The sequence below is a fragment of the Streptomyces amritsarensis genome (assembly GCF_001953875.1).
Classification (GTDB): domain Bacteria; phylum Actinomycetota; class Actinomycetes; order Streptomycetales; family Streptomycetaceae; genus Streptomyces; species Streptomyces amritsarensis.
In genome coordinates, this window is record NZ_MQUR01000067.1 from 18157 (window position 1) to 45073 (window position 26917).

The following is a 26917-nucleotide window of genomic DNA, read 5'->3' on the forward strand; positions in this document are numbered from 1 at the left end:
CGCCGGTCAGCCGACGAGCAGGTCCTTCTTGAGCTGCTTCAGCTCGCGGGCGTCGATGCCGAGCCCGTCCCGGAGGTAGCGGTCGAAGGAGCCGTACGTGGCCTCGACCTCGTCGTAGCCGGCGTTCAGGTACTCGGGGCGTACGTCGAGCAGCGGCTTGTAGACGGCGGCCTGCTGGGCGGGCAGGTGCGAGAGGATCGCGTCGTTGGCGGCCCTGCGGTAGTCGTTGCTGGCCAGGTAGTCGGCCTCGACGGTCTGGCGGGGTACGCCGAGGGCGGTCAGCAGGGCGGCGCCCGCCCATCCGGTGCGGTCCTTGCCGGCGGTGCAGTGGAAGAGGACGGAGCGGGCGCGGTCGTCCCCGACGCCTTCGAGGACCTGCGTGTACGCCTTCCTGCCGCCGCCGCCGGAGACCATCGCCCTCTCGGCGTCGACCATGGCCTTGACGGCCTCGTCGGGGGTGCGGGGCAGGGTCTGGAAGGAGCCGGAGCCCGCGAAGACGTCGGCGACGACGTACGCGGCGCCTGCGGGGACCTTGTCGGCGTCCTTGGTGCGCTCGTCCTCCGTGCGCAGGTCGAAGACGGTCCTGACGCGCAGGCGCTGGAGCTTGGCGAGGTCGTTCGCGGTGAGCTTGTCGAGGGCGTCGGAGCGGTAGACCTCGCCCATCTTCACCCACTGGCCGGTGCCGGTGCGGTAGCCGCCGGCGTCGCGGAAGTTGACGGTCCCGTCGAGCGTGACCAGGCGGTCGGCGAGGCGCAGGCCCCGGCCGTGCCGCGGCGTGAAGTCGAACCACTGGCGGTCGGTGGCGGGCAGGCCCGTGACCACGGCCCGGCCCTGGGCGCCGCCCTTGGCGACGACCTTGCCGTTCGCCCTGATCTCGACCCGCTCGGCGCGCGGGGCCTGCCATTCCAGGGTGTAGGAGCCGTCGGCTCCGGCGGTGACGGTGGCCTCGGTGAAGGGGATGGCGGAGCGGTCGCCGGCGTGGGCGGCGGGAGCCGTGACCAGGGCGGCGGTGAGCGCGGTGGCGACGACGGTCGCGGCGAGGAGGGCCTTCTTCATGTGGTCGAGGCTCGGCGGGCGGGGAGAACGCCGGATGAACGCGGTGTGGCCGAAACCGGCCCCGGCGAAGGCAAGTGGCAAAACGTGCCACCGGCCAGGCTGCGGCCGGAACTGTTCACTTGGCGGACCGCTTCCGGTTTCGATCGAACGTGTCCACTACAGTGCGGATTTCGCATGCGCGGCGGTTACAGGTCAGCGGGGGGCGCGGTGCCGGGGGTGGACGACGTGATCGGTACGGACGACGACAAGGGCATGACCGGCGGCGCCCGCACGAGCCCGGTGCACCTCCCCCCGGGATTCACCCCCGCCACTCCGCCGGGCGGTACGACCCTTCCCGCCCCAGCCCCGGAGGCAGCCCCCGGCGCAGCGGTCCCGCACGGATCCGCCACCCCGGCAGCCGGCCCGATCCCCACCGCCGGCCAGGACGCCGGGGCGGCAGCCGTCGACGCCACCGACCCGGCCCGGGGCCAAGTCCCGACCGGAGCCCAACGGCAGGCCGTAACCCCGGCCACGCCGGCAGGCGGTATCGGCGCGTCAGCCCCGCACAGCACCACCACCCCGGCCGAAGGCCAAACGCACGCAGGCGGGCCCGCAGCACCCCAGCCCACCACCCCGGCCGGAGGCCAAGGGCACAGCACCGCCACCCCGGCCGGAGGCCAGACGCACGCGGGCGGGCCCGCAGCACCCCACCCCGCCAACCCGGCCGGAGGCCAAGGGCACGGCACCACCAACCCGGCCGGAGGCCAAGCGCAGGCGGGCGGGTCCGCAGCACCCCAGCCCGCCCGCCCCGCCGGAGGCAGGACGCTCGGGCGGGGGATCGTCACCGGGCTCTGGGGGCGGGTCGAGCAGCAGGACTTCCGCAGCCGGATCCGCGGCACCCTTCTCGGCGCCGCCCTCGGCGACGCCCTCGGCGCGCCGCTCACCGGCCTGTCCCTCGACGCCCTCCGCACCGCCCACGGCCCCGACGGCCTGACCGCCCCGGCGCCGGCCGTCGCCGACGGCCGCCGCGGCCGGGTCACCGCGGCCACCCAGCTCATGCTCTTCACCGTGGACGGGCTGATACGGGCCCACGTACGCCGGGACACCGGCGCCTGGCACCCGCCGTCCGACGTCCACCGCGCGTACCGCCGCTGGGCCGCGACCCAGCACGACTGGGGCCCCGACGAGCGCCGCAAGGACAACGGCTGGCTCGCGCAGGAGGAGTGGCTCTACGCCCGCCGCGACCCCGACCGCGCCTGCCTGACCGGCTTCGGCGACGACGTCCTCGCCACCCTCGACCGGCCCAAGAACCCGGCCGCCCGCGGCGCGGCCGCCGCCGCCCGCTCGGCCCCCTTCGGCCTGCTGGTCGGCTGGGAGCCCGCCCTCGTCCTCCAGCTGACCGTCGAGTGCGCCGCCCAGAGCCACGGCCATCCCACCGCCCACCTCTCGGCGGGGGCCCTCGCCGTCATCGTCCACGGCCTGACCCGCGGCGACTCCCTCGACGCCGCCGTCCAGCGCACCCTGGGTCTGCTGGGCGCCCGGCCCGGCCACCAGCCCGTCACCGACGCCCTCCAGCGTGCCCTGTCGGCGGTCACCCGGGGGGCGCCCGGTCCCGACACCGTCGAGGCCCTCTCCCCCGGCCATGCCGAGCCCGACGCCTCGGACGCCCTCGCCGTGGCCGTCTACTGCGCCCTGGTCGCCGAGGACGTCGCCCACGGCCTGCGCCTCGCCGTCAACCACGGCGGCGACTCCGCCGCCTGCGGAGCCCTGTGCGGGGCACTGCTCGGCGCGCTGCACGGCGAGACGGCCCTGCCCCCCGCATGGCTCGCGGAACTCGAAGGCCGCGCCACGCTCCTGGAGCTGTGCGACGACTTCGCCCTGGAGATGACGCAGGGCCCGGCCCTGCACAGCCCGTCCGCCTCCTCCCCCGGCTGGCTGGCGCGCTATCCCCGCGGCTGACGCGAGCGGCCCGCGACCTGACGCCCCCTCAACATCGGTGTCCGCAGCCCGTACCGTGGCGGCGTTCCCACGTCCCGGCTGCCGGAGGTGCCAGCACATATGCGGATCGCCACGACCGTCTTCCTCACCGACCGCACCGTCTCCCCCGTCCGTCTCGCCCGCAGCCTGGAGGAACGCGGCTTCTCGGGCCTCTACCTCCCCGAGCACACCCACATCCCCGTCTCCCGTGAGACCCCCGCCCCCATGGGCGGCGAACTCCCCGAGATGTACGGGCGCACCCTGGACCCCTTCGTCGCCCTCGGCCAGGCCGCCGCCGTCACCGAGCGGCTGCACCTGGGCACCGGCATCACCCTGGTCGCCCAGCACGACCCGATCGGCCTCGCGAAGCAGGCCGCGACCCTCGACCACCTCTCCGGCGGCCGTTTCACCCTGGGCATCGGCTACGGCTGGAACGTCGAGGAGGCCGCCGACCACGGCGTCGACTGGCGCACCCGCCGGGACCTGGTCCGCGACCGGATGGCCCTGATGCGCGCCCTGTGGGCGCCCGAACCGACGGCGTACGTCGGCCAGTACTGCTCCGTCCGGGCCAGCAGCGCCCACCCGAAGCCGGCCCAGGCTGCGCGCGAACTCGGGCCCGGCTCCGCCCTGCACGGCCCCCGCACCCTGATCGGCGGCGCGGCCGGCCCCAAGCTGTTCGCCGCGATCGCCGACCACGCCGACGGCTGGCTCCCGATCGGCGGCGGCGGCCTGACCGAGTCACTTCCGGTGCTGCGCCAGGTCTGGGAGACCGCCGGCCGCGACCCGAAGTCCCTCCAGGTGGTCCCGTACGCCGTGCACCCCAGCCCGGGCAAGCTGGCCCACTACGCCGACCTCGGCATCGAGGAGGTCGTCCTCCAGCTCCCCTCGGCCCCCGAGCCGGAGATCCTGCGCGCCCTGGACGGTTTCGCCCAGTACCTCTGACCTGTCCGCTCCCCCGGTTCCGTACAGCGGCGGGGCCCGCCCGATCGTGCGATCGGACGGGCCCCGGTGCTCACTTCGGCAGCGGATCCTCAGGACGTGAAGTAGCCGTTCAGGTCGGCGATCACGTGGACGGAGCCGGAGTTGTTGAAGAACGTCACCCGGCCGTCCACGACGGGGACGACGACCAGGTTGGAGACGGTCTGCCCGGCCGTGTAGTTGAGGTTCGACACGCCCGGTCGTCCGGTGCCGTGCGGGTGGACGATCAGGTGGCCCGCGTCGGTCGGACCGGTGACGGTGACGTTCAGGACCACCGCGGTCACTCCCGTCAGCGGCACGCCCTCGACCCCGGCCACCTGCAGGCTGACGATGCTGCCCCCGCTGACGGCTCCGGCGCGGGCGCCGGTGCCGTCGCGGGTGTCGAGCAGCCTGACCGGCGCGCCGGCCGAGAACGCCGACCCCTCGGCCGCGTAGTAGCCGGTGACATCGGCGATCAGGTCCACCGACCCGGAGTTGTTGCGCAGGTCCACCTTGCCGTTCACCACCGGCACCGTCACCAGGTTGGGGACGATCTGTCCGGGAGTGAAGTTGAGGTTCGACACGCCCGGCGCCGCCTGCCCGTTGGGGTAGACCGTCACATGGCCCGCCTCGGTCGGCTGGACCGCGGTCACGTTCATCACCACGGCCGTCACCCCGTTCGCCGGGACGCCCTTCACACCGGCCACCTGAAGGGTGACCACCCCGCCCGGTCCGACCCGCTGCCTCGCCGCACCCGTACCGTCACGGGTGTCCAGGAACCGCGACGGCGCGATCGGGTTCAGTGCGGAGCCCGCGCCGGCCTGGTCGGTGTAGTAGCCCGTCACGTCGGCGATCAGGTCCACCGACCCGGCGTTGTTGCGCAGGTCGACCTTCCCGTTCACCACCGGCACCGTCACCAGGTTGGGGACGATCTGCCCGGGTGCGAAGTTGAGGTTCGACACCGAGGGTCTGGGCTGCCCGTTCGGGTAGACCATCACGTGCCCGGCCTCGGTCGGCTGGACCGCGGTCACGTTCATCACCACGGCCGTCACCCCGTTCGCCGGGATGCCCTTCACACCGGCCACCTGAAGGGTGACCACCCCGCCCGGTCCGACCCGCTGCCTCGCCGCACCCGTACCGTCACGGGTGTCGAGGAACCGCGAGGGGCCGTGCGGCACGAATCGGCTCTTGGCGGCCGTCGTCGGCGCCGTCACCGTGTACGCCTTGGTGATCCGGTGCCCGATGTAGGGCCCGACGTCGTACAGGCCCGGCTGGAGGCCGGTCGTGTCGACCAGCACCTTCATCGAGGTCCCGTCGGGGCTCACCGACAGCGGCTTCAGGTAGGGGCCCTGTTCGTACTGCGTACCGGTGGGCATGAGCATCAGCTCCGTGCCGAGGGTGAGGTTCTGCCCGTGGACGACCGCCTGGTTCCACGTCCCGGCGGGCCCGGCCGCCGGGCTGATCCCGGACACCCACAGGCTCGGCTGCTGTCCCGTGCATCCCGTGACACAGGAGCCGTTCATGGTGAACTCCACCGGCGGGGCGGCCCTGCCGGCGCTCAGCATCAGGACGGCCTGGCCGGCCTGCGCATCGCTCTCGGTGGAGCACAGGCCGTACCCGTCGCACCCGTACTTGGACGTGGTGCCGGTGCCCTCCCATACGCCGGGGCCCAGCAGACTCCGTTCGGGAGTGGCCGCGACGGCCAGGTCGTTGGATGTGAACTGCCCGCCGACGCCGAAGCTCTGCGAGGGCTTCATGTCCAGGACCGCGCAGTAGGCGGTGGAGGCCTGCGTCAGCACCCCGCTGCGGTACGGGAAGCCCGCCGCCGAGATCCGGTTCGCGGTGCACTCCGGCACCCACCCCGTGGACGTGGCGACCTTCCAGGTGTCCACGTCGGCGTGGATCGGCTTGCCCGCGTAGCCCGTGGTGTGGACGATCGCGACGTACGACGTGGATCCGGCGACCCGGCAGGCCGCGGTGTACTGCTGGCACCTGAAGGTGCCACCGGCGTCGACCACCTGCAGCGTCGCCGAGGGGGCGTCCTTGCCGCCGGCGGTGCGGGCGCCCAGCCAGAACTTGTCCGCGGCCGCACCGCTCACCCGCACGCAGCGCGCGTCGAGCGCCGAGGTCAGGTCGAAGGACGCGGCCTGGCCGCCGACCTTCGTCGACCCCGGGGCGGTGCATTTCGCGGTGGCCGAGATGTCACGCCGGGCCAGCTTGTAGGTGTCCGCGGTCTGTCCGACCAGCATCACGGTGTACGGGGTGCCGGTCGTGAGGGGGCACGTCAGGACGGAGCCGCCGATGCAGGCGACGTTGCCCGCGGGGTCGGCTGCGTAGAAGGTCGCCGACGCCCGGTTGTAGGGGGCGGAGTAGGCCAGCACCTCGGCGGCCGCGTGCCGGTCGGCCGGCAGGCTCAGGCAGGTCTGCAGTCCGCCCGAGGTCAGCGACGCCTGTGCGCCCACCGTTGCGTCGAAGCCGGTCTGCGGCCAGGCCGCGCATCCCGCGGCCTCGCCGGTCCGGTGGACCGCCAGCGCGTACGCCTTCGCCGGCGTGCCGGTCAGCACGGCCCGGAAGGGCGCGGTACCGGTCAGCTTGCAGACCGGGTGGTAGCCGGAGTACTCGCACTGCTTGAGGCCCGAGGCGTCGTACACCACGGCGCTTACGGCCTGCCCGCCGTCGGGCGTCCGGTCGAGCAGGTACACGCCCTTCCCGGAGGCCGTCGGCAGGGTCAGGCACAGCCGCTGCCCGGGTCCGCCGAAGGTGCCGGTCGCCGGCCCGGCGACGAGCCCGTTGTCGTGGGTGGCGGTGCAGCCCCGGGTCTCCTTGGCGGAGTGGAAGGCCATGCCGAACGCGGCGGGCGCCTCCGGCTTCGGAGCGACCGCCCACGTGTGGTCGCCGACGGGCAGATCGCAGCCGCCGTACTGGCAGGGGCCGGGCATCGCGGCGCCGGCCGCGTTGAACAGCGTGCCGACGGGGGCGGGGCCGGACGCGACCGGGCCGAAGGAGTGCCAGGCGGGCTGGGCGACCCGCAGGGTGCGGCAGCGCACCGTGGAGCTCAGGTCCGGGGAGACCCCGAACGCCTGCGGCTCCACCACCGCGCAGCCCTCCGGCTTCGACAGCCGCGCCAGGGTGACGTCGTAGGCCGCCTGGCCCGCTCCGAGGGCGCTGAGCGCCGTCATGCGGAACGGCGCGGTTCCGGTGAGCTTGCAGTCGAGGGCGACGCTCCCCGTGTTCTGCCAGTCGTACGCGTCGGCGCAGATCTGCTTCCCGGTCGCGTCGTGCACGATGTGGTGGATGTCCTTGGAGGACGAGTAGCTGCGCAGCACGTCGTTCGCGACGAGGTCCAGCGTGTAGCAGTCACCGGCCGAGCCGGCCGGCAGGGAGCCCTGGAACACCTTGGGGGCGCCGAGGGTGCGGTCCGCAGGAGCGACCGTCTTGCAGGTGGTGGAGGAGGCCAGCGGCAGGTACGAGGTCCAGACCTGGGTCTGCGAGCCGGTGCCGTTCTCGACCTTCATCGTGTAGGTGCCCGCCTGGGCGGCGGGGCAGCGGACCGCCCCGAACGCGTAGTCACCCGAACCCAGCACGTGCTCGCATGTGACGGTGGCGCCCGTGGGCGACACCAGCTTGGGCCGGATGATCCCGGGCGACGTGACGACCTGCAGGACGACCACGTCCGGCGCGGGCAGTGTGAGGGAGAAGGACGCCGTCGTGTTCGGCTCCACCGCGCAGTTGACGATCACGCTCGGCTGCAAGGCCGCCGGGCAGCCGCCACCGGCCTGAGCGCTCTGCTGGAGCGAACGGACAACGGCCTCGCGGTCGCCCGCCGGATCGCTCTTCGGCGCTGTGGCCTCGGGCCCCGACACGGGAGCGGCAGCGACAGCGGGCGGCGGCGTCGCTGCGGCAGCGGCTCCGGCCTGACCGGAGAACGACCCCAGGAGGCCGAGCAGCAGGGCCCCGGCCGCGACCGCGGCCCTGCCCCTCCCCGGTCTCTCGCGTCTTCTTCTGCCCGACGGCAGCAATCTCAAGGGAGCCCCCAGCTCAGCATGTTCCCGTCCGGTGACTGTCACGACGGGCAGGCGGAGCTTATATGCCCACTACATGAGCCCCGCAGGGGGCATGCTCGACGGGTCAGCTCGGCCCAGACCGTCTTGCCGACGATGCGCTCCGTGACGCCCCAGTCGGCGGCGACGGCGTCCACGATGCGCAGGCCGTAGCCGGACTCCGCCTGGTAGGCGTGCGGCTGGACGGCCGGGCGGCGGTCGCGGCGGGCGTCGGAGACCTCGATACGCAGGAGCTCTTCCAGGAGCGTCAGCTTCAGCTCGAAGTCCCGCCCCGGGACACGTCCGTGCCGGACGGCGTTGGCCGCGAGCTCGGCCACGAGGAGCCCGGCGTCGGCGGACAGCACGGTGGATTCGGGGAAGCCCCACGCGTCGAGCTCGACAAGGGCCAGCTGTCGGGCGAGCCGGGCCCCGCGGCGGGTGCTGGTGAAACGCTGAGTGAACACGCGTACGAGGGTCCGGGCGCGGCCGGAGGGTGCGGTCATGACGCCAACATCCCGCCCGACCAGGCCCGTTCAACACCACCCGGACTCGTACAAACCAACTGTACGAGTCCACTCCCTGGACAGGCGTGGTCACGGTGCGTGAGGCTGCCTGTCGGGGAGGTGGCCGCCATGGTGAGTGCCGAGGACAGCGGTGACGGAGGGGTCGAGCCGGACGACAACCTGCGCAGTTTCGGCGAGACGGTCAAGGCCTCCCGCAAGCGCGCCGGCCTGCCCCAGGAGCAGCTGGCCCCGCTGATCGGGTACTCGGTGCAGTACGTCGGCTCGGTCGAGCAGGGCCGCCGCCACCCGTCGCAGAAGTTCGTGCACAAGACGGAAGCGGTCCTGGACACCTTCGGCGTCATCGACATCGCGGCGCGGCAGCTGACCCGGCGGCGCGGCCTGGCGACGTGGTTCCGGCGGTGGGCGGAGCTGGAGGAGGTGGCCGTCACCCTCAACACGTACGAGTGCCGGTCCGTACCGGGGCTCCTCCAGCCGGAGTCCTATGCCCGCGCCCTGATCGACAACGTCCCGCCCCTGGCCACCCCTGAGGAGGCGGAGGCCCGAGTCGCGGTCCGTCTGGAACGGCAGAAGCTGCTCCACCGCACCCCCTACGCCCTCTTCAGCTTCGTCATCGAGCAGGCGCTGATCGAGCGGCGGACGGGCGGGCCGCAGGTCACCCGGGAGCTGATCGACCGGCTCCTGGAGTGCGGGGACCTGCCCAACGTCGACGTCCAGATCATGCCGCTGGTCCAACCGGTGCACGCGGGCACCGACGGCCCCTTCCAACTCCTGGAAACCGATGAACACGAGTGGCTGGGCTACAGCGAGGGGCAGAAGACAGGCCAGGTCATCACCGACCCGAAAGCCATCAGCGTGCTCCACCAGCGGTATGCCAAACTTCGCATCCAGGCCCTCAATCCGGCGGACAGCACGGGCCTGTTGATGCGAATGCGAGGTTCCCTGTGAACAGCTCCGACTTGCGGTGGTTCAAGAGCAGCTACAGCGGAAGCGAGGGCGACAGCTGCGTCGAGGTCGCCCTCTCCTGGCACAAGTCCACGTACAGCGGCAGCCAGGGCGACGACTGCGTCGAGGTCGCCGCCTGCCCCGGCGCCGTGCACGTCCGGGACTCCAAGGTGACGGCCGGCCCCGAGCTGGCCGTCACCCCTGGCGTCTGGACCGCGTTCCTGGGCGGCGTCACCGCCACCCGCTGAGCGGCGGCGCGGCTACCGCTCCCCGGTCTCCTCCTCGGAGGGGAACCGGGCGAGCGGGGCCTCGCGCTCGAAGAAGGTCTTGGCGCGGGTCAGCGCACGCTCGTCGCCCCGTACCTGGCCGGGTCGGGAGCCGTTGCCGAGCAGGACCCCGCCGAAGCGCATCCGCAGGTAGGCGGCGGTGTTGTTCAGGCTGGCGATCATGCCGTCGGCGGTGTCCTCTTCCTCCTCGGCCATGACCGTGACGCCCCACAGGGTGCGGCCGGACATCCGCTTCTTGAAGTCGAGGGCGGGCACGCCCAGCCAGCCGGACCAGTAGTCGAGGTAGCGCTTGGTGTTGGCGGAGACGGCATACCAGTAGAGGGGCGAGGCGATGACGATGTCGGTGGCCTCCAGCGTGAGCCGGCGCAGCTCCTCCTCCTGCTCGCTCACCGGCCAGGTCCCGTCCTCGTGCCGGCCGTCCTGGAAGTCGGGCAGCGGGTGCTTCGCCAGGTCGACCCAGCGCTGCGGGATGCCTGCGGGAAGCTGTTCGGCGGCTGCCCGGGCGAGGATCTCGGTGTTGCCCTCCGGCCGGGAGCTGCCGAGGACGAAGAGGAACGAACGGTCGGTGTCGTCAATTCTGTCGGTCGTCATGCGGCGTGCAACTCCCCGGCCCCCGGACCCATTCCGTCCGCAAGCAGGGGCGGGCCCATGACCACCACAGCCGGACACATCGAGGGGAACGGATCGGCATGGCCGGCGCGCAGACTCAGTACGCGGAAAGAGGAGGCCGGTCCACGTGCCCGGGCAACGCAGACGCAGGCAGAGGCGGCAGCGGCACGAGGAGCGGCACCGGCCGGAAGCCGTCCCCGGCCGCTGGGAGCCGCTTCTACGAGACGCAGGAGCAGGCGGAGCTGAGGGAGTTCCTGCGCCGCCTCCGGGACGAGGGCAGGGTCACCGACCCGGCGCACATCCGGATCGACACCTTCTGCGGCCGCCTCACCCACCCGACGGCCTACCGGGTCAGCGTCTACGTCCCCGACGCGTCGTTGGGGAGGTAGACGCCGGTCGCGGGTCACCTGTGTCCCCGCCGGGCGGGATTCCGTACGCTGGCGATCGTGATCGATCCGCGTACGCATGTCCGCGTCGCCCGCCCGTCGCTGGACCTGGCGGCAGCCGAGCGCTTCTACGTCGACGGGCTCGGCCTGGAAGTGCAGTGGCGGAGCGTCGAGAGCGTGCCCGGTGAGCACGACCTGCTGATGGTCGGACCGGCCGGGGGCGGCTGGCACTTCGAGCTCACCCGGGACCCCGCCCGTCCGATCCTGCCCGCGCCGACCGTGGACGACCTGTTCGTGCTGTACCTCGGCGAGGAGCCGGACGAGGCCCTCGTGCGGCGGCTGGTCGAGCACGGCGGGACGCGGGTCGCCGCCCACAACCCGTACTGGGACCAGTGGGGGGTGACCGTCGCCGACCCCGACGGCTACCGGCTGGTGCTCTGCTCGCGCACCTGGGGCTGAACCGCCGGGGCGTCGCCGTCGGGCGCCCAGAACCGCGCCAGGACCGCCTCCTTGTACGGCCTCGGGCTCACGCTCAGGTCCCCGGCGAAGGGCCGGTCCAGGGCCACCACCAGCAGCAGGCTGAAGCCGATCAGTCCGGCCACCGCCGACACGAAGAGCAGCTGCATCTTCAGGCTGCGCAGCCCGAAGCAGAAGGTGAGCGGGACGATCACGAAGGCCCCGCCGTACACCAGCACCTGGAGCAGGACCGGCAGGGAGGTCTCGGCCATCGTGATCCGGGCGCGGCGCTGCGAGTTGAGGTCGTTCAGGCGGGTGACGGCTTCCGCGTAGAAGGTCTCGGCGCGCGGGCCCTGCGGCTCGTAGGCCAGGAGGGCCCGGTACAGGCCGTGCGTCTGCGCGCCGGTCGCCTCGTAGCTCGGCCGCCCCTCGCGCATCAGGGGCCACTGCACCTCGACGACGGCGTGGGAGTAGGCGCCGACGGCCGCGTGCACGCGGGCGCGGTCGGCCGCGGGGAAGGCGTCGGCGCTGCGCACGACTGCGGCCAGGTCGCCGGCCTCGGCGGCGACGATGTTCTGGGTGTTCTCCCGCTGCGTCCACAGGGTGACGACGACGAAGGCGAGGATGATGCCGTAGATCGCGCCGAACATGCCGAGCGCGACCCCGACCATCTCGTTGTGCTCGCCCTGGGCGAGGTGGGGGAAGCGGCGGCGGGCGGCCACGCTCCCGGCCGCGGCGAGGCCGGTGAGGCCGCCCACGAGCAGGACGGCGATGAAGAAGATGCTGACGTGGTTGAGCAGCCAGAGGATCATGCGCTGCTCAACGAACGCCTCCGGCCGCCGTACCGCGGCCGGTAGACGGCCGGGGTCAGCCGACCTTCGGGGTCTTCGGCAGTCCGGCGTCCAGGGCCGAGCCGGCGCCTCCGAGTGAGCTGTCGGTCGCCTTCGTGGCGGAGCCGACCGCGCCCTGGGTCACCGCGACCGCCGTCTTCGCGTCCTGGACGGTCTGGGCGGGGTGGTCGGCGATGTCGACGACACGGCCGACGAGCGGCGCCGCCCCGGCCGCCGGCTCGTCGGCGGCGTGCGCGGCGGCGGGAACGAGTGCGAGGGCGGCACCGCCGGACAGGACCAGGGCGGCAAGGGTGCGCTTGATGGCAGTCATGCCCGGCCCAACGACCTCCCGCGGCCGAGGTCACCGCCGGCCCACCCCTTAGGAGTGACTCCGGTCATCGACCGGGGCCCTCGCCGCCTATGTCCGCGCTCTCGGCGGCAAGCTCAAGATCGTGGCCGAGTTCGGGGACGAGCAGTACGTCCTCGGGTAGGAAGTACGGCCGCCGGGAACGCCGGCGGCCCCGGATCGGGGGAATCGATCCGGGGCCGCGGGGATGACTCGGCGGGTGTGTTCGGGGCAGGGGTCAGTCCTCGACCACCAGGGCCGGGGTGGACTTCGTCAGGACCTCGCCGCGGAAGAAGGCCGGGCTGCGGCGCTGGGTGATCAGCATGATGACCGCGCCCAGGAGGAGCAGGCCCACTCCGATGACGAAGACGCTGCCCACGCCGAAGAGCGAGGAGCCGGAGCCGTAGGCCGGGTCCCACATGTCGTACATCGTCTGGAAGAAGACCGCGGCGAGCATGAGGCCGCCGACGCCCGGCAGGATGCCCTTGACGAGGAGGTCGCGGGCCGAGGAGCGCAGGTCCGCGCGGAAGAACCAGACGCAGGCGAAGGCCGTGATCGAGTAGTAGAAGCAGATCATGAGGCCGAGGGCGTAGATCGTGTCGATCAGGACGTTCTCGCTGACCAGCGTCATCACCGCGTAGAAGAGGCCGGTGGCGATGCCCGCCATGACGGTGGCGCGGCCCGGGGTCTTGAAGCGGGGGTGGACCTTGGCGAAGGAGGTCGGCAGGGCTTCGTAGGTGCTCATCGACAGGACCGTGCGGGCCACCGGGATGAAGGTGGTCTGCAGGCTCGCGGCGGCGGAGGCCAGGACCGCGACGAAGAGCAGCACCCCGAGACCGGAGCCCATGATCGGCTCGGCGAGGGAGGCGAAGACGTTGTCCGCGGTCTGCTCGTTGCCGAGGCCGTTGCCCTCGGTGCCGACACCGGCGTACATCTGGGCGGCGATGGCGACGACCAGGTACGAGGCGACGATGACGACCATGGCGAGCATCGCGGCGCGGCCGGGCGTCTTGGCGCTGCCGACGCTCTCCTCGTTGACGGACAGACAGGCGTCCCAGCCCCAGTAGATGAAGATCGAGAGGGAGAGGCCGGCCGTGAAGGCGGCGAGCGACTCGACGGCGAAGGGGTTCATCCAGGACCACGAGAAGGCGAGTGAGCCCGCGACCTCGTCGGACTTGGTGATGGCCATGTAGGCGAACATCGCCAGCACCGTGAGCTGAAGGCCGACCAGGACGTACTGGACCCACTTGGTGGCGGTGATGCCGCGGTAGCTGATCGCGGTGGCGATCGCGATGAAGACCAGGGTGGTGAGGATGTGGACGAACTTGTTGTCGTCCAGCGCGGCGAGGTCGGCGCTGCCGCTCAGTTCGCCCACGAGGAGATAGAAGAAGTTGGTGGCCACGCCGGCGAGGTTGGAGAGCACGACGACCGTGGCGACCAGCAGGCCCCAGCCGCACATCCAGCCGACGCGGGGGCCGAAGGCCTTGACCGACCAGGTGAAGGAGGTGCCGCAGTCGGGGATCGCCTTGTTCAGGGCGCGGTAGGCGAAGGCCACCAGCAGCATGGGGATGAATCCGGCCAGAAAGATGGCCGGCATCTGGACGCCGACCTCGCTGACCGTGGGACCGAGTGTGGCCGTCAGGCAGTAGACGGGGGCGACCGTCGATACGCCGATGACGGCGTTGCCCACGAGCCCGACGGAATTGCCGCCGAGCCCCTTGCCGCGTACGCCCCCGGCGACGCCGCTTACCGTGTCTCCGGCCTGAGGCCGAACATCCAGCTGAGTCATGGGTCAGGACGTTAGAGGGTGCGTTTTCCACATCCGGACGATCGAAGTCCGGAAGGGAAGGGCCCACGGCTCCTTGGAATCTTGAGGCCGAGACAGTTCACGAGCACTTAATACAAGGTTCACTTAGCCATCCAGCCGCGATTCAGCAGGCCGAGCCTGGAGGCTTTCGGGATGCGGAAACCGCAGGCATGTCCGATTTGCACCTTTTCAAAGTTTCCGTCGTGACTTTGCGGTGACCACTGGTAACCGGATAAAGGACACCCGGCCTGCCGGGCGATCCGCGACACTGTCCCCATGCCCACCGCCGATGAGCTCCTCAGCGCGGACACCGTCACCACCCTCGCCGGCCTGCTGGCCCAGGCCGGCGGGCGCCGGTCCGCGCCCGCCCTGACCGCCCGCGCCGCCGCCCTCGACGGGCTGTCGTACAGCGGCCGGGTCGCCGCGATCCGCGACGCCGTCCTCGCCGACCTCCCCGAGGACTGGCCCGGCTTCGAGGCCGTCGTGCGCACGGCCCTCGCGGAGCCCGCCTTCGCGGGATGGATGACCTTCCCCGTGAACGAGGCCGTCGCCGTCCGCGGGCTGGAGGTCTTCGAGCCCGCACTGGAGCTCCTGCGCGACCTCACCCCCCGGCTGACCGCCGAATCCGCGGTACGCCCCTTCCTGCGCGCCGACCCCGACCGCGCCCTGGCCGTCGTACGGAAGTGGACCGACGACCCGGACCCGCACGTACGGCGCCTCGCCAGCGAGGGCACCCGGCCCCGGCTGCCGTGGGCCCCGCAGCTGCCCGCGTTCGTCGCCGACCCCCGCCCGGCGCTGCCCGTACTGGACGCCCTCCACCGCGACCCTTCCGAGTACGTCCGCCGGTCCGTCTCCAACCACCTCAACGACATCTGCCGCGACCACCCCGCCCTCGCCGTCGAGACGGCGGCCCGCTGGCTGGCCGAGCCGGACGGCACCACCGACCGCGTCGTCCGGCACGGACTGCGCACCCTGGTCAAGGCCGGCCGGCCCGAGGCGCTGACCCTCCTCGGGCACGCGCCGGACGCGCCGGTCAGCGTGCGCGGGCCGGTCGTGACGACGCCGCGCGTCGCCGTCGGGGAGTACCTCGTCTTCGACTACGCGGTCACCAACACCGGGGAGCTCCCGGCCGAGCTGGTGATCGACTACGTCGTGCACCACACCAAGGCCAACGGCACCCGCACCCCGAAGGTGTTCAAGCTCGTCACCCGCCCGCTGGCGCCCGGCGAGACCCTGGCCGGCACCAGGCGGCACTCCTTCAAGCCGATCACCACCCGCCGCTACCACTCCGGCGAGCACCTGGTGCAGCTCCAGGTCAACGGCCGCGTGCGCGGCGAGGCCGCATTCTCACTGGACGCCGGATGATCACTACGGCATGCTCCGGAACATGACCCACGGAATCGAGTCCCACCCCGCCCGGTGAGCGCCCGCGCAGAGCGCCCGGCGCTCACCTCCCGGACGACCTCCCTGTACGACTACGCCCTCTTCCGCCACGGCATCGAGCCGGACGGCAGGATCCCCTCCCGCGGCTTCCCCCTCCCCGGGGAGTTCCCCGAGATCGACGAGGACGACGAGCTCGAATGGGGTCCCGCCGAAGCGGCGGTCGGTGAAGTCCTCGCCCCGCTGCTGGCCGACCCGGACACCGGCCGGGCCGCGGAAACCGCACACCTGCGACTGGCCGCGCTGCCCATCGAGCCCGCCACCGTCCACCGCATCACCTACTGGATCGGCCGCCGCCTCGCGCCGGACGACCCGGTCACCGGCACCGCCCGGTGCCTGGCCCGCCGCCTTGCCCGCACGGGCACCCACCCGGCGGCGGTCCACGCCGGGATGGGCCTGCTGATCCGGCTCGGCGAGGCCGAGGACGTCCCCCTCCTGCGGACGCTCGGGATGCTCGAGGACTTCGCCGATCCGGCGGTCGAGGCCCTCGACCGGATCGACCGCCACGCGGCCGCCCTGGTGTGGCTGACCCGCCGCAGCGACGAACCGCGCGTCCGGCAGCTGATCGACGCGGTGACCCGCGAGGACTCCGCAGCCGTACGGGACCTGCTGCTCCCCCGCTCGGGAGCGGCGGCGGACCCGCCGCCCGCACCGTGGCCCGTACCCGTCGCCCGGCTCGCCGAAGTCGTCCGGCTCGACGGCCTGCTGCGCACGTACCCGCAGGACACGGCGCTGGTCGGGCTTGCCGCACGCCTGCTCGCCACGATGGCCGACACCTTCGTCCACGGACCGCGGTTCCCCGACTACTCACGTCCGATGCCCCTGTACGAGGCGGTGGTCGCCGGGGCGCACCGGCTCGTACCGGACCTGGACGCCCACGCCACGCTGGTGTCCCTCGCCGTCGACCTGTACTGCGGTGCCGGGGCGGTCCTCGACTGGCCGCCGGGCCGCCGCGAGGAACTGCTCGACGCCCTGGGCGGGCTGCTGGACCGCCCCGCCTGGGCGGCCGTGGCCGCCCGGGCTGCGGAGGGCGGGGGCGGCGAGGTCGGCGACGTGCTCCGGGCCCGCTGGATCCGCCGCACCGGGCGGCGGCCGTTCGCCCGCCGCGGCGGGCCGGACCCGTTCCGCCTGGAGGTCGTCGTGACCGACCCGGCCGTCCGCGGCCTGGTGGAGACGCGCATCCTGGCCGACGGCCTGCCTCTGGTGGCGTCACTGTTCCCCATCGGCGTGGGCGAGCACCCCCGGGCCCTCCTCGACCGAGGCCTGTTGCGGGCGGGTGCGGAGCCCCGCGAGGTGAAACTGGCCTGGCCGCACTGCGGCGAGGGGTGCTGCGGCGCGCTCCACGTCACCATCCGCCGGGAGGGACACCATGTGGTCTGGGACGGCTGGCAGGGCGTGCAGGGGCCGCAGCCCGGTGCCTTGCGGTTCGACGCCGTCGCGTACGACGCCGAGATCAGCCGGGCCGCACAGGACCGGGAGTGGGAGTGGCAGGCCCACACCACCGCCCTGCTCATCGCCCAGGGGCTGCGGGACAGGCCCGAGGTACTGGCCGCATGGGACTGCGGCGACGTCAGCGCGCACCCCGCCTGGGACGATCCCGGAACGGTCGTGGTCTCGTTCCGCCACGGACCCGGCCTCGGTTCCGGGACGCAGGTCCCGGACGGACCCCGGCTCTCCTTCGAGTGGCTCGTCCCGGACGACGGCTCCCCGCCGCAGGCGCAGGCGGACTCGGCGATCCGGCGGCTCGCGGCCGGCGATCCCCGCTTCCTCGCGGACCTGCGCCATGCCCGGCGGGAGGACGCCGAGGCCCTCGGCTTCCCCTGGCCCGGGGAGGAAGAGGCGTAGCGGCGCGGGCGGGCCCCTTGCGGGGCCCGCCCCCGGCCGGATCCGCCGCGCGGGCTACGTCGTCCAGACGATCGACTGGATCTCGCTGTAGGCGTGCAGGGCGTACGAGCCGACGTCGCGGCCGACCCCGCTGCGTTTGAAGCCGCCGAACGGGGCCTCCATGTTGCGGCCGACGGTGTTCACGCCGACCCCGCCCGCGCGCAGCCTGCGCGCCATGCGGAAGGCGCGCGCCGAGTCCCCGGACCACACGTAGCTCAGCAGGCCGAAGTCGCTGTCGTTGGCCAGCCGGACCGCTTCGTCCTCGTCGCCGTCGAAAGGGACCACCACGACGACCGGGCCGAAGATCTCCTCGCGGACCACCCGCATGTCGGTGGTGCAGTCCACGAGCAGGGTCGGGGCGACGTAGAAGCCGCGCCCGTCGCCGACCACGGGACGCTCGCCGCCGTAGGCGATCCGGGCGCCCTCCTTCTTCCCGAGCTCGATGTAGGACTCCACGCGGTCGCGGTGCGCCGCCGAGATGACCGGGCCGACGACCGTCCCGGCCGCCGCCGGGTCGCCGACCTTCATGAAGGCCAGGTAGCCGGTGAGCTTCTCGACCAGCTGCCCGTACACCGACCGGTGGACGATCACGCGGGTCGGGGCGGTGCAGATCTGGCCGGAGTAGAAGGAGAAGGTGGTGCCGATGCCCATCACCGCGGCGTCCAGGTCGGCGTCGTCCATGACGACGGCCGCGCCCTTGCCGCCGAGTTCCATCAGCTGCCGCTTCATCGTGCGGCCGCAGACCTCCGCGATGCGCTGTCCGACACCGGTGGATCCGGTGAAGGACACCATGTCCACGTACGGGGAGTCCACGGCGGCCTCGCCGACCTCCACCGACTGTCCGCCGACGACGTTGACGACGCCCGCCGGGACCCCGGCCTCGTGCAGCGCCTGCGCCATCTTGAAGACGGACAGCGGGTCCTGCGGGGCCGGTTTGACGACGACCGTGTTGCCCATGGCGAGGGCGGGGGCCACCTTGCCGGCCGGGTTGGCCCACGGGTTGTTGTAGGAGGTGATGCAGGTGACCACGCCGACGGGCTGGCGGACCTCCAGCGCGCCCAGGATGCCCGCCCTCCCCATCGGGCCGGCTTCCGTGACCTGGGGCGGCAGCCCCTTCTCGACGGGTTCCAGGGCGCCCTTGGCGTACCTGCGGAAGCGGGCCACGCCGACGCCGACCTGCATGCCGCGGGCGATGCCGGCCGGGGCGCCGGTCTCCGCCCGGGCGAGCGCCGTCCACGGCTCGAACTCACGCTGCATGATGTCCGCGGCCCGGTCGAGGATCTCCGCCCGGGCCTGCGGCGTCGTGCGCGACCAGGTCTCGAAGGCCTCGGCCGCGGCGCGGGCCGCGTCCGCGACCTGTGCGCGCGAGGCCTCGGGGGCGAGCCCGACCACCGACTCGTCGGCCGGGTTGACCACGTCGTAGTGGCCGCCGGCCGGCTCCACCCACTCGCCGCCGATGTAGAGGGGCTGTGCGTTCAACGGGTGCTCACCGTCCTCGTGTCGCGGCCCGACCTGAGCACGATGCCGGGGACGGCCCCGGTCACCTCGTCGTCGCGGATGGTCTCCACGCCGTTGACGCGCACCGAGACGATGCCGATGGCACGCGCGTCCAGGCGGGGGCTGTCGCCGGGCAGGTCGTGGACGAGGGTGGCCGGGCCCGCCTCGATGCGTTCGGGGTCGAAGAGGACCAGGTCGGCGTGGTAGCCCTCGGCGAGGCGGCCGCGCTCGCGCAGCCCGAACAGCCGGGCCGGGTCGTCCGTGAGCATCCGTACGGCCTGCTCCAGCGGCACCAGCTTGCGGCCGCGCAGGCAGTCGCCGAGGAAGCGGGTCGTGTACGGGGCGCCGCACATGCGGTCCAGGTGGGCGCCGGCGTCGGAGCCGCCGAGCATGACGTCCTCGTGCTGCCAGGTCTCGGCGCGCAGCGCCCAGCTCGCCGGGTCGTTGTCGGTGGGCATCGGCCAGAGCACGGTGCGCAGGTCGTCGTTGGCGCATATCTCCACCAGGCACTGGAAGGGGTCCTGGCCGCGTTCGGCCGCGATGTCGCCCACGACCCGCCCGGAGAGGCCCTCGTTCTCCTTGCTGTAGGTGTCGCCGATGACGTAGCGGCCGAAGTCGGCGAGGCGGCGGAAGACGCCGGCCTCCTTGCTGTCGGCGCGGCGCAGCATCTCGGCGCGTACGCGAGGGTCGCGGAGTTCGGCGATCCGCTCGGGGACGGGCAGGCCGAGGACCTCGCCCCAGCCGGGGATGAGGTTCAGCGCGCAGAAGGTGCCGAGCGACATGTTCATGGGGGTCAGGATCGGCATCGTGAGCGCGACGATACGGCCGCCGGCCTTGCGGGCGCGTTCGCTGGGGATCAACTGGCGCGGCACCCGTTCGGGGACAGCGGCGTCGATGGTGAGGACGTTCCAGTTCAGGGGCCTTCCGGCGGCGGCGCTCATGTCGACGAAGAGGTCGATCTCCTCGTCGGAGAACTGGTCGAGGCAGCCGGCGACGATCGCTTCGAGCTGGGTGCCCTCGTGTTCGGCGACGGCGCGCGAGAGCGCGAGGAGTTCGGCGGGCCCGGCGTGCCGGGAGGCGACGGGGGCGCCCGCGCCGTCGGAGTGGGTGGAGGACTGGGTGGTGGACAGGCCCCAGGCGCCGGCGTCCATGGCGTCGTGGAGGAGGTCGAGCATCTGCTGCATCTGCTCGGGGGTGGGTTGTCCGCCGACGGCGTCCTCGCCCATGACGTGGCGGCGCAGGGCGCAGTGCCCGACCATGAAGCCGGCGTTGACGGCGATCCGGCCCTCCAGTGCGTCGAGGTATTCGCCGAAGGTGGACCAGGTCCAGTCGACGCCCTCCTCCAGGGCCTTGAGGGCCATGCCCTCGACCTTGCTCATCATGCGGCGGGTGTAGTCGGCGTCCTCGGGGCGGGCCGGGTTGAGCGGGGCCAGGGTGAAGCCGCAGTTGCCGCCGGCGACGGTGGTGACGCCGTGGTTCATGGAGGGTGTGGCGTACGGGTCCCAGAAGAGCTGGGCGTCGTAGTGCGTGTGCGGGTCGACGAAGCCGGGGGTGAGGACGAGGCCGGTGGCGTCCTCGCTGGTGCGGGCCTCTTCGGTGACGGTGCCGGGTGCGGCGATGACGGCGATGCGGCCGTCGCGTATGCCGAGGTCCGCGACGCGGGCGGGGGCGCCGGTGCCGTCCACGACGGTCGCGCCCTTGATCAGGTGGTCGAGCATGACGTCCCTTCTGCCGGTGTTCGCGTTGCGCGCCGTGCGCCGGGGCTCCGCCCCGGGCCCCGCGGGGTGCGGGGGCGGGGGCGGAGCCCCCGCATGCCCCGGCCGGAGGCCGCCGGGCGGCCGCGGCCTCGGCACGGCCTCCGGCCGGGGCCGGTGCGGGACGGCGGTCCGGGAAGACGCCGTCCCCGCTGGTGCGTCCGGCAGGGGTCAGGCCGACTGCCGGAAGCGCGTCGTGCGGTGGACCGGGTCCGTGTCGATGTGCGGGATCACGTGCTCGCCGATCAGCTTGATCGTGGTCATCGTGTCCTCGTAGCCGACGCCGGTCGGCAGGCCGAAGGAGAGCTGGTCCGCGCCCGCCTGCTCCCAGCGCTTGCACTGGGCCCGGACCTCCGAGGGGTCGCCGCAGATGAGGAGTTCCTCGGCGATCAGCAGCTCGATGATCTCCGCGTTGTACTCCGGGAGGGTCTCGGGCCACTGCGGGATCGCCTCGGGCCGCGGGAAGGTGTCGTGGTAGCGGAAGACCAGCGACTGGAAGCGGTTCATGCGGGCGTTGACGGCGATCTCGACCGCCTTGTCGTGGGTCTCGGCGCAGATCGCGGTGGAGGTGACCATCACGTTGTCGTTGACGAAGGCGCCGATGGCCTTCGCCTCCCTGATGGCCGTCTTGTACTGGTCGAGGACCCACTCCATGTCGGAGACCTTCTGCACGCTGAAGCCCAGCACGCCGAGGCCCTTCCTGGCCGCCATCGCGTAGGAGGAGGGCGACCCGGCGGCGTACCACATGGCCGGGTGGGCCTTGCCGTACGGCTTGGGGAAGACCTTCCGCGGCGGCAGCGACCAGTGCTTGCCCTGGAACCCCTCGTACTCCTCCTGGAGGAACATCTTGGGGAATTCCGCGATGGTCTCCTCCCATATCTCCTTGGTGGCGTTCATGTCCTCGATGCCGGGCAGGAAGCCGAGGATCTCGTGGCTGCCCGCGCCGCGGCCGGTGCCGAACTCGAAGCGGCCCTTGGAGAGGTGGTCGAGCATCGTGACCTTCTCGGCCACCTTGACCGGGTGGTTCACCGGGGCGAGCGGGTTGAAGATGCCGGAGCCGAGGTGGATGCGTTCGGTGGCGTGCGCGAGGTAGCCGAGGAACACCTCGTTCGCCGACAGGTGCGAGTACTCCTCCAGGAAGTGGTGCTCGGAGGCCCAGGCGTACTTGAAGCCGGACTTGTCGGCCTGGATGACGTACTCGGTCTCCTCGACCAGCGCCTTGTGCTCTGCCTCGGGGTCGACCTCGGACCGCGCCTCAGGCACGTATCCCTGCACGAAGAGCCCGAATTCCAAGGGGTTCACCGTCCTCTGTTTTCTGACGTTGCGTCAGATTCGATGTCCCGACTGTTCCACCGCGGGGCCCGGAGCGTCAATACCTGACGCTCCATCAGCTCTCGGCGGCTACAGGATGCTGACGCCCGCCATCCAGCCGCCGTCGATGACGAAGGGCTGCCCGGTGATGTACGAGGAGTCCTCGCCGGTCAGGAAGAGCGCCAGCCTGGCGATCTCCTCCGGCCGGCCCACCCGGCCCATGGGGACCACCCGCCGGTAGAGCTCCGCCATGGCGTCACGGGCCTCGTCGGTCATGTTCGCCGGGTCCAGCAGGCCGGGGTTGGCCATCGGGGTGTCCACCGCGCCGGGGCACATCGCGTTGACCCGGATCCCCTTGGCCGCCAGCTCCAGCGCGGCCACCCGGGTCAGCCCCAGGATGGCCGCCTTGGTCGCGGCGTAGGCACCGACGTACGCCATGCCCGTCAGGCCCGTGTAGGAGGAGGTGTTGACGATGGTGCCGCCGCCGGCCTCCTCGATCTCGGGCGCCACCGCCTTGATCCCGAGGAAGGCGCCCACCTGGTTGACCTCGACCACCTGCCGGAACTCCTCCAGCGGGGTCGCGGCCAGCTCGTTGAAGCGCAGGATGCCGGCGTTGTTGACCAGGCCGTCGATCCGCCCGAAGGCCTCCTTCGCGGCGGCGACCGCGGCCGCCCAGTCCTCCTCGCGGCTCACGTCCATCCGCACGTACCGGGCCCGGTCCTCGCCGATCTCCTTGGCCACCGCCGCGCCCTGCTCGTCCAGCACGTCCCCGAGGAGCACCTTGGCCCCCTCGGCGGCGAAGAGCCGCGCCTCCTGCTCGCCCTGGCCGCGCGCCGCACCGGTGATGACGACGACGCGCCCGTCCAGCTTGCCCATGCCCGTGCTCCTAGTCGTTGAGGTGCGGGGCGACCTCGGCCCCGAAGGCGGTGATCTGGTCGACGAGTTCGGCGCGGTCGCGGCTGCGGAAGCGGACCTGGATCTGGTCCACGCCGAGCGCCCCGTACTCGCGCAGCGACTCGGCGAGCGCCTCCGCCTTGCCGGTGAGGGTGCGCCGGCCGGTGTCCCAGCCGGGCTCGCCGACGTACAGCGCCTCGGTGATCGCGCCGACCTCGAAGGCTCCGGTGACGCCGGCCTCGGCGCGCAGCTGCGCGATACGGGCGATCTGCGCCGGGAGCTTCTCGCGCGGGTCGCCCTGCGGGAGCCAGCCGTCCCCGCGGACGGCGGCCCGGCGGACGGCCGCGGGCGAGGAGCCGCCCACCCAGACGGGGATCCGCTCCTGGGCGGGCCGGGGCAGCTGCCCGAGGTCCTTGAAGGAGAACCGCGCGCCCTCGAACTCCGGGTACTCCTCGGGCCCCAGCGCCGCCCGCAGCGCGTCCAGGGTCTCGTCGAGGACGGCGCCGCGGCGCGCGAAGTCCACGCCGAGGACCTCGAACTCCTCCTGGACGTGGCCGGCGCCGACGCCGAGGATCAGCCGGCCGCCGCAGAGGTGGTCGAGGGTGGCGTACTGCTTGGCGCTGATCAGCGGGTGGCGCAGGCCGAGGATCGCCACGTGGCTCAGCAGGCGCACGTGCTCGGTGACCCCCGCGAGGAAGGACAAGGTGGCCACCGGGTCGTACCAGACGGTGCTCATGGCTCCCGCGAGCCGCCGGGGGATCGCCACGTGGTCGCAGGTGGCCAGGTATGCGAAGCCGGACCGGTCGGCGGCCCGCGCGATCTCGGCGAGATCGGCGGCTCCGGCCGACGCCTCCCAGGGTTCGGCGTAGATGGTGCTCTGCGACTGGACCGGGAGCTGCATCCCGTAGACCAGCCGACCTTCCGCAAACACGCGCGCCATGGCGGGCCCGCCTCGCCTTCGTCTGCCGATTCGTCATATCGGTGCCGGGCCATCGTGATACCTGATGGTCCGTCAGACAAGAGGGAGAGACGATCCCGCGGGACCCGGCACCACGGAGTCCGGCCCGCAAGGCCTCCCGCCTTGCGGGTACGGGTACGGGTACGGGTGCGTACCCGCACCCGCGAACCGCGGGGGTCCTTGATCTCGGGGACCGGGCGGGGCCCGCGTCAGAAGCCTTCCGGCCCCATCACGATGACCGGCTTCGCCGCCGGGTCCAAGGTCTCCAGGACCTTGCGCATGGCCTCCTTCGGGATGCCGACGCAGCCCTGGGAGGGGCCGTCGTGGTCCACGTGCAGCCAGATGTTGCCGCCCTTGTCCTCGCCGTCCGGCTTGACCGGGTCCAGCGGGGAGTGGCCCGGGCGGCGGTTGAAGTCGATGGCGACGACATAGTCGAAGGAACCCACCAGGGACTCCCCGTTCACCCCGCGTCCGGTGGCCACGAAGCCCCGGTCCTCGTCGTACGGGAGCCGCGTGCCCGGCGGCGGGGAGAGCAGGCCGCCCGCGTCGGTGAGCGCGAAGACGCCCTGGGGCGACGTCAGGTCGCCGTACGTGCGCTGCACGGACCAGCCCCTGGCCCCGTTGCGCGCCGGCCAGCTCTCGACCTTGACCCAGTCGGCCCCGGCCTCGGGGCGGGTGTACAGGGTGGCCGTGGACTCCGAGGAGTCCACCGCCCTGCCGGTGACCAGGATCAGCTGGCGGGACTCGGCCGGGATCCTCGCCCGGGTCTGCTCGCTGATCCCGGTCAGGCCCTGCATGGGCGAGCGCAGGGTGTCGCGCGCCACCCGGTCCACGGGCTGCGGGCGGGAGTCCGTACGGGCCTGCGCCACGCCCGCGGCCTGGTCCGGGTCCTGGGCGACGTACACCCACCCGGCGGTGAAGGCCACCAGGCCGACGGTGGCGGCCAGGGCGGCGCGGCGGGCCGCACGGCGGTTCGTGCGGGCGGGGCGGGAGCGTGCTCGGGCGTGCTTGCTCATCCACCCGACCGTACATCAGCGCACCTTCAGACCTGGTTTGTCCGCGTTGTGCGCGCCACGCCGGACACCGGGAAGCGCACACGGACCGTCAGACCGACCGCCCTCCGGTCCGGGAGCGGCGCCGGCCCTCGGCTCCGCGTCGTGCGCCCACGCGGGCGACACGCCCCGAATGGCCCCCGTGCGGACGGTGGGCGGCTGCTTCGCCGACACCCCCCGGTGGCCGGCACGCCGGCCGGCCTCTGTACGGCGGTGCGCGCCTGTCCGCCTGCCGCCGGTCGCCTGTCGCCTGTCACCTGTCGCCGGCGGAGCGATCGGCTCCGGGGGCACACGGGGAGCGGGGCCGCCCCCCGAAGCCGATCACCGACGTACCCTGACTCGATGAGGCGAACTCCACGTCACGCGGCACGCGTTGTCATCCTGTCCCCCACCGGGTCGGTGTTCCTCTTCCGTGAGGACAACGTGGAGGTGGGCATCCACTGGCTGCCGCCCGGCGGCGGCATCGACCCCGGCGAGAGCCCCGAGGACTGCGTGCGGCGCGAGCTGCGCGAGGAGACCGGGTGGACCGATCTGGAGCCGGAGCGCCTGCTGTGCACCTGGGAGCACGACTTCACCCACCAGGGCATACCGGTGCGCCAGCACGAGCACATCTACGTCACCAGGGGCCCGCACCGGGAACCGGTCCTGGAGGAGCCCGGCATCCACTGGCAGTGGCTCTCCGCGCAGCACCTGGCCACCCTGGGCGAACCTGTCTGGCCGCCCCGCCTGTCGGACCTCCTCACGAACACCCCGCCCGAACCGGTCCACCTGGGCCTGCTGGCCTGACCCCCCGGCAGGCCGTTACCCCGGCCTGACTCCTCCCGGGGGCGGGCCGGCGCCCCGGCCCGCCCAGCGGTCCAACTGCAATGACAAGCCGTCCAGATGCACTCTCACCGGGCTGCCTTGAACGGTCGGCCGAGCACAGTGCGCCACGGAACAATCACTCTCCGTCATGTATTTTGTGTACACGTGAAGGACGTTCCGTGCGCATCTTGAACAGGCTGAGGTCGGCCGTCACGGCGATGGCGGTCGTGACCGGCACGCTGGCGGGGGTGGTCACCGGTGCCCCTGCCTCGCACGCGGTGATGGTGACGGACGGTACACCGCCGGCGTCGGGTCCCTTCCTCGGCATGGAGATGGTGAAGAAGACCGCCTCGGTGGGCGACGACCAGGCGGTGACAGTCAGCTGCCCCCCGGGGCAGGTCCCCATCTCCGGTGGCGCCTTTGCGACGGTCGGCCAGCCGCTGTACTCGGACATGGTGGCCCTCGTCGAGAGCATGCCCGCCCAGAACACCCAGGGGGCGTACGGCTGGACTGCGGCGGCCCGCAGCGGGCCGAAGCCGCTGACCGTGACGGTCCACGCGGTGTGCATCTACGCCCCCGCCGGTTACGAAGTGGCCGAGCAGTACCACTTCACCATCGACCGCAACGCCCCGCTCGTCACCACCTGCCCCACCGGCAAGGTTGTTCTCGGCGGCGGAACGGTCTACGGCGGGACTCGGAACCTGAACCAGTCGCACCCCGGCCCGGCCGGGAGCGCCCATCCCAACCAGTGGGTCGTCTCCGGCTACGACGTCCATGCGGAGCAGTTGCGGGTCGACGGCTACGCGATCTGCGCCGACCCCATCGCCGGCCTGACGACAACCCGCTACACCCACACGACCTCCGATGACGTCGCCGGCGGCATCTTGCAGTGTGCCACCGGCAAGAAGGTCGTCGGCGGCGGAGCGGCTGTCACCGGGTACGACGACACACTGGTGACCAGCAGGCCCCTGACCGCTGCGGAGAGCGGCGCCCGCGACGGCTGGCAGGTCCAGGCGACCGGCAACGACACGCCGCACGGCGTGGACCTGTACGTCACCTGCTACTGACCGCAGACCGAGCACGGCCGGTGCCCGGCAGCGCAGTTCGCTGCCGGGCACCGGCCGTTT

At 72.6% G+C, this 26917-nt stretch carries 23 protein-coding genes; 10 read left to right on the forward strand and 13 right to left on the reverse strand.

The annotated features are described in order from the left end of the window. Nucleotides 1-6 precede the first annotated feature (6 nt). A complete protein-coding gene (locus tag AVW11_RS24770; protein WP_076046001.1) occupies nt 7-1056 on the reverse strand; it encodes a tyrosine-protein phosphatase in 1050 nt (349 codons plus the stop codon). Between the two features lie 816 nt (nt 1057-1872). Here AVW11_RS24770 and AVW11_RS24775 point away from each other — a divergent pair. Both AVW11_RS24775 and AVW11_RS24780 read left to right on the forward strand, forming a co-directional pair. Beyond that, nucleotides 1873-2994, forward strand: coding sequence for an ADP-ribosylglycohydrolase family protein (locus tag AVW11_RS24775; protein WP_076046020.1), 1122 nt, complete (start codon nt 1873-1875; stop codon nt 2992-2994). Nucleotides 2995-3093: 99 nt separating this feature from the next. After that, nucleotides 3094-3954, forward strand: coding sequence for a TIGR03619 family F420-dependent LLM class oxidoreductase (locus AVW11_RS24780; protein WP_060179453.1), 861 nt, complete (start codon nt 3094-3096; stop codon nt 3952-3954). An 89-nt stretch (nt 3955-4043) separates the two neighbouring features. On the opposite strand, the gene AVW11_RS38600 is transcribed toward AVW11_RS24780, so the two are convergent. Further along, nucleotides 4044-7832, reverse strand: coding sequence for a hypothetical protein (locus tag AVW11_RS38600; RefSeq protein WP_143568894.1), 3789 nt, complete (start codon nt 7830-7832; stop codon nt 4044-4046). Nucleotides 7833-8032: 200 nt separating this feature from the next. Further along, entirely contained in the window at nt 8033-8512 is a 480-nt protein-coding gene (locus tag AVW11_RS24790; protein WP_076046005.1) for an ATP-binding protein, read from the reverse strand. 129 nt (nt 8513-8641) lie between these two features. Between AVW11_RS24790 and AVW11_RS24795 the strand changes: the two genes are divergently transcribed. Both AVW11_RS24795 and AVW11_RS24800 read left to right on the forward strand, forming a co-directional pair. After that, a complete protein-coding gene (locus AVW11_RS24795; protein WP_076046007.1) occupies nt 8642-9478 on the forward strand; it encodes a helix-turn-helix domain-containing protein in 837 nt (278 codons plus the stop codon). Beyond that, the gene (locus AVW11_RS24800; RefSeq protein ID WP_076046009.1) at nt 9475-9723 is read left to right on the forward strand and encodes a DUF397 domain-containing protein; all 249 of its coding nucleotides are present in this window, start codon (nt 9475-9477) and stop codon (nt 9721-9723) included. Before AVW11_RS24795 ends, AVW11_RS24800 begins: the two co-directional genes overlap by 4 nt. A gap of 12 nt (nt 9724-9735) precedes the next feature. On the opposite strand, the gene AVW11_RS24805 is transcribed toward AVW11_RS24800, so the two are convergent. Beyond that, on the reverse strand, nt 9736-10353 hold the full coding sequence (locus AVW11_RS24805; protein WP_030845039.1) for a flavodoxin family protein: 618 nt from the start codon (nt 10351-10353) through the stop codon (nt 9736-9738). A gap of 98 nt (nt 10354-10451) precedes the next feature. Between AVW11_RS24805 and AVW11_RS24810 the strand changes: the two genes are divergently transcribed. Continuing rightward, nucleotides 10452-10760 carry a hypothetical protein gene (locus tag AVW11_RS24810; RefSeq protein ID WP_079250771.1) on the forward strand — a complete coding sequence of 103 codons (309 nt, stop codon included), beginning with the start codon at nt 10452-10454 and terminating at the stop codon, nt 10758-10760. 54 nt (nt 10761-10814) lie between these two features. Further along, entirely contained in the window at nt 10815-11216 is a 402-nt protein-coding gene (locus AVW11_RS24815) for a VOC family protein (protein ID WP_060179459.1), read from the forward strand. On the opposite strand, the gene AVW11_RS24820 is transcribed toward AVW11_RS24815, so the two are convergent. From AVW11_RS24820 to AVW11_RS24835, 3 genes are all read right to left on the reverse strand, one after another. Next, complete coding sequence (locus AVW11_RS24820) at nt 11180-12025, reverse strand: bestrophin-like domain (protein ID WP_076046011.1); 846 nt, start codon at nt 12023-12025, stop codon at nt 11180-11182. The genes AVW11_RS24815 and AVW11_RS24820 overlap by 37 nt on opposite strands. A gap of 55 nt (nt 12026-12080) precedes the next feature. Beyond that, nucleotides 12081-12374 carry a hypothetical protein gene (locus AVW11_RS36745; protein ID WP_060179461.1) on the reverse strand — a complete coding sequence of 98 codons (294 nt, stop codon included), beginning with the start codon at nt 12372-12374 and terminating at the stop codon, nt 12081-12083. Between the two features lie 253 nt (nt 12375-12627). Then, the gene (locus tag AVW11_RS24835; RefSeq protein ID WP_030845026.1) at nt 12628-14178 is read right to left on the reverse strand and encodes an APC family permease; all 1551 of its coding nucleotides are present in this window, start codon (nt 14176-14178) and stop codon (nt 12628-12630) included. A 294-nt stretch (nt 14179-14472) separates the two neighbouring features. On the opposite strand from AVW11_RS24835, the gene AVW11_RS24840 reads away from it, so the two are divergent. Together AVW11_RS24840 and AVW11_RS24845 are read left to right on the forward strand one after the other, a co-directional pair. Further along, a complete protein-coding gene (locus AVW11_RS24840; protein ID WP_030845025.1) occupies nt 14473-15561 on the forward strand; it encodes a DNA alkylation repair protein in 1089 nt (362 codons plus the stop codon). A 54-nt stretch (nt 15562-15615) separates the two neighbouring features. Next, a complete protein-coding gene (locus AVW11_RS24845) occupies nt 15616-17481 on the forward strand; it encodes a hypothetical protein (protein ID WP_076046013.1) in 1866 nt (621 codons plus the stop codon). A gap of 54 nt (nt 17482-17535) precedes the next feature. On the opposite strand, the gene AVW11_RS24850 is transcribed toward AVW11_RS24845, so the two are convergent. The 6 genes from AVW11_RS24850 to AVW11_RS24875 all read right to left on the reverse strand — a co-directional run bounded on the left by AVW11_RS24850 (nt 17536) and on the right by AVW11_RS24875 (nt 24950). After that, complete coding sequence (locus AVW11_RS24850) at nt 17536-18999, reverse strand: aldehyde dehydrogenase family protein (protein WP_060179464.1); 1464 nt, start codon at nt 18997-18999, stop codon at nt 17536-17538. Further along, entirely contained in the window at nt 18996-20735 is a 1740-nt protein-coding gene (locus tag AVW11_RS24855) for an N-acyl-D-amino-acid deacylase family protein (RefSeq protein WP_076046014.1), read from the reverse strand. The genes AVW11_RS24850 and AVW11_RS24855 overlap by 4 nt, the downstream gene beginning before the upstream one ends. Nucleotides 20736-20942: 207 nt before the next feature. Further along, the gene (locus AVW11_RS24860; protein WP_030845016.1) at nt 20943-22064 is read right to left on the reverse strand and encodes an LLM class flavin-dependent oxidoreductase; all 1122 of its coding nucleotides are present in this window, start codon (nt 22062-22064) and stop codon (nt 20943-20945) included. Between the two features lie 108 nt (nt 22065-22172). Next, a complete protein-coding gene (locus tag AVW11_RS24865) occupies nt 22173-22958 on the reverse strand; it encodes an SDR family NAD(P)-dependent oxidoreductase (RefSeq protein ID WP_076046015.1) in 786 nt (261 codons plus the stop codon). A gap of 10 nt (nt 22959-22968) precedes the next feature. Further along, nucleotides 22969-23916, reverse strand: a complete 948-nt coding sequence (locus AVW11_RS24870) for a TIGR03619 family F420-dependent LLM class oxidoreductase (protein ID WP_030845011.1) — start codon at nt 23914-23916, stop codon at nt 22969-22971. A 227-nt stretch (nt 23917-24143) separates the two neighbouring features. Next, the gene (locus AVW11_RS24875; protein WP_076046016.1) at nt 24144-24950 is read right to left on the reverse strand and encodes a L,D-transpeptidase family protein; all 807 of its coding nucleotides are present in this window, start codon (nt 24948-24950) and stop codon (nt 24144-24146) included. Nucleotides 24951-25328: 378 nt separating this feature from the next. On the opposite strand from AVW11_RS24875, the gene AVW11_RS24880 reads away from it, so the two are divergent. Further along, nucleotides 25329-25772 carry an NUDIX hydrolase gene (locus AVW11_RS24880; protein WP_060179465.1) on the forward strand — a complete coding sequence of 148 codons (444 nt, stop codon included), beginning with the start codon at nt 25329-25331 and terminating at the stop codon, nt 25770-25772. Between the two features lie 197 nt (nt 25773-25969). Continuing rightward, entirely contained in the window at nt 25970-26857 is an 888-nt protein-coding gene (locus tag AVW11_RS24885) for a hypothetical protein (RefSeq protein WP_076046017.1), read from the forward strand. The last annotated feature ends 60 nt before the right edge of the window (nt 26858-26917 follow it).